The organism is Micromonospora sp. NPDC005220, from assembly GCF_040607895.1.
Taxonomy (GTDB): Bacteria; Actinomycetota; Actinomycetes; order Mycobacteriales; family Micromonosporaceae; genus Micromonospora.
Map to the genome: position 1 here is coordinate 1 of NZ_JBEXHP010000227.1, position 2,868 is coordinate 2,868.

The window sequence follows — 2,868 nt, forward strand, 5'->3', positions numbered from 1 at the left end:
TCATCGGGATACTTCTTCGGTGCTGCCACGGATACTTCCTCCCCCACGGCCATCAGACCATGGTTAAGAAGCTCCATGAAAGCGGGGGTAGCTCATCCCCGCCGGTCACCTGCACTACCGCTTCCTCGGCTGGACTCGATGAGCATCCTGCGAGCCGGCGACGAGAAGTTCCACTACAGCGATGGCTCGCACAGGTGGATCCCGCCGGACCCGGACTACGACCAGGAGGTCTGGGACGAGCAGGTCCGCCAGCACAAACACGGCCACCTCAGGAACGAGCGCCCGAGGGTCCGCATCCAACGCCTCGTCTGACGCCAGCAGTACAGCAGCGAAGTACAGCAACCGAGCCAGCCGAACCGAGCCGAAAAGCACGCCAGCGGGTCGTCTGACCTCGCATCAAGCCCAAGCCGACCGGCTTGCCGAGAGTTCACACCGAAGAGGTTGCCGGTTCGATACCAGCATCGCCCACTCTCAGCCCCGCAGCTCTGAGGCCGCTTCCCGGGTTCGGAAGAAGCCTTTAACGACATCATCAACAGCGCGGCCCAAACGCTGCCGGCCGCCCCGATCGTTTCAGCGGCCGACCAGGTCGCTGAGCAGCACCGGGCCGCGCGTTGGTCGCCGGGTAATCAAGAAGCGAGGGCGCTTGGGATGCGCACGGTGGAAGGACAGCAGGAGCAGGCCGGAGATGCTCAGGGATCGAGCCCTCAGGCTCCGCCATCTCCATTGCGCGACAGTCCGATCGCAACGCATTGAAAAACGTTGACGTAGATCATCTTGCTGGCTACGGTAGGCGCGCCGTGACGTTCTGATGATACGGGGGCTGGAATGTTCGTCGGATCAACTTTGGGTGCGCGCACCCGTCTCACTCGCCGCAGTGTTGCTGCACTGGCCGCGTCGCTGACGCTGGCCGCCGGTTCGATGCTCGTGGCGCCACCCGCATCGGCGGCCGTCCGAGGGCCGTCCGGGACGAAGGCACTTCTTCGCCCGGCAATCAGCTTCCCCGCCGGGGACAGCGTCGCCGAAGGTGGCCAGATCGCCATCAAGTTCGACGCGAACGGCGACACCAGGGTGACGAAGTTCCGGTACAGCGTCGGCGACACGAACTTGGGCAGCGAGGTCCACGCGGCTTCGGACGGTACGGCCAGTGCGACGATCGATGCAGGCAGCGTGATGGGTGAGCGACCGGTCTACGCGGTGGCGGTCGACCGCCGCGGCCGGCTGAGCCCGATGACGCAGGGAAGCTTCACGGTGTCCGCCATCTGGAACCTCGAGGGACAAGCGCTGGACATGACTACCTGGCTGCCGTTGCAGGGGGCGACAATTCGACTGGAGCCGGCTGGGATCGAGGTCGTGACCGGTCCCGATGGTGCCTTCCGGTTCGCTGTCGACCCGGGCCTGTACCACCTGGTCGGCACTTTCGCTGGCCCGCCCAGCCTCTACGGCACCAGCCAGCAGTTCGAGCTTGACCACCAGAAGTTGCACTTCGACCTTTACCTGTACCCCGACTCCGGGAGCTGATGACCAGCCTCCGCGACGATGGATTGGGATGGCCCTGGCGCTTGCGCCAGGGCCATCTTCCTGCCGTCAAGTTAGGGGCGGCGGGCCGATGGCGGCTAGACGGCACCTACGGTTTGCGGGCGAGGAGCCCGACGAAGGTGTGGTAGGTGTCGGTCTGCGTCTGAGCGGGTGCGCCCGGCTCGGGACGCCACTCGGCCAGCGGCACCAGCCCCGGCTCCAGCACTGTCAGCCCGTCGGCGAACGAGAGGATCTCCTCGTCGGTACGCCAGCGCCCGGTGCCCAACGACTCGTTGAAGACCCGCTCGACCTCGCGGGCCTTGCGGGAGCCCTCCGGGTCCCGCTCGCCCGGGTCGCGGAAGTGCGAGATCGCCACGTAGCTGCCAGAGGGCAGCGCGTCGATCAACGCGGCCGCCACCGCCTTCGGGTCCTCGTCGTCACCGATGTGGTGCAGGATCGCGAAGAGCAGCAACCCGATCGGCCGGTCGAAGTCGAGGAATCGGCGTACGTCCGGGTGGTTGAGGATTTCCTGTGGCTCCCGGATGTCCGCCTGGATCACCGTCGCGGTGCCCTCCGCGGCGAGCAGGGCCCGCCCGTGCGTCAGCACGATCGGGTCATTGTCCACGTAGACCACCTGAGCCTTCGGGTTCTGCTCGGTGGCGACCTCGTGCACGTTGCCCTGGGTGGGCAGCCCCGAGCCGATGTCCAGGAACTGGTCGATGCCCGCCTCGGTGACAAGGAAGCGGATCACTCGACGCAGAAAGGCCCGGTTCGCCTGGCCGGCTGCCGGTCCGTCCGGTGTGATCCGCAGCGCGTGCTCGGCGACCTTCCGGTCGACCTCGAAGTTGTCCTTGCCGCCCAGGAAGAAGTCATAGACCCGGGCCACGCTGGGAATGGTGGGGTCGATGCCGGCGGGTGCCGCCTTGTCCCGGGTCACAGGCGTCTCCATTCGTGCGGTTGGCGCAGGCTGAGGTCTGCGGGCGGTGCCAGCATTGCGGCGAGTGTAGCGATTGGAACGGCGGAATTTCGCCCCACTGGTATCGCTCCCAGCGAATCGTCCACTCACCAGCGCATTCATCGAGCGGCGCGCCGTAACGGACCCCGACCGGCATCGGAAGTCCCGACGGGCGGGGCGAGCCGGTCGCCGGCCGAGGTGTGAGACACGTTGGCGATCATCGATGTAATTGCGGCATCGTCGAGATATGACAGGCGTCTCATCGTCCGCGCTTTTCCGCCGTCTACGGCCGGGTCTACTGGCCGCCGTCGTGCTGTCGACGGCGGTGTTCGGCACCGCTCTGAGCGTCGCACCGGCGGCCGACGCCGCGGCGCCGGCCGCGTACCCGGGGGTCGCCC

General features: G+C 66.8%; 3 protein-coding genes. 2 read left to right on the forward strand and 1 reads right to left on the reverse strand.

Annotation, left to right across the window (positions count from 1 at the left end):
• Positions 1-138: 138 nt before the first annotated feature.
• Entirely contained in the window at positions 139-312 is a 174-nt protein-coding gene (locus ABZU52_RS32260; protein ID WP_354974692.1) for a hypothetical protein, read from the forward strand.
• A gap of 513 nt (positions 313-825) precedes the next feature.
• Positions 826-1,518: a hypothetical protein gene (locus ABZU52_RS32265; RefSeq protein WP_354974693.1), complete on the forward strand. Its 693-nt coding sequence runs from the start codon at positions 826-828 to the stop codon at positions 1,516-1,518.
• A 106-nt stretch (positions 1,519-1,624) separates the two neighbouring features.
• Here the strand turns inward: ABZU52_RS32265 and ABZU52_RS32270 are convergent, their stop codons facing one another.
• A complete protein-coding gene (locus ABZU52_RS32270) occupies positions 1,625-2,452 on the reverse strand; it encodes an SAM-dependent methyltransferase (RefSeq protein ID WP_354974694.1) in 828 nt (275 codons plus the stop codon).
• Positions 2,453-2,868: the final 416 nt, after the last annotated feature.

What these genes read in the sequence shown, in the direction of transcription:
- ABZU52_RS32260 (WP_354974692.1), top strand. Translation starts at nt 139, where the DNA reads ATGAGCATCCTGCGAGCCGGCGACGAGAAGTTCCACTACAGCGATGGC.
- ABZU52_RS32265 (WP_354974693.1), top strand. Translation starts at nt 826, where the DNA reads ATGTTCGTCGGATCAACTTTGGGTGCGCGCACCCGTCTCACTCGCCGC.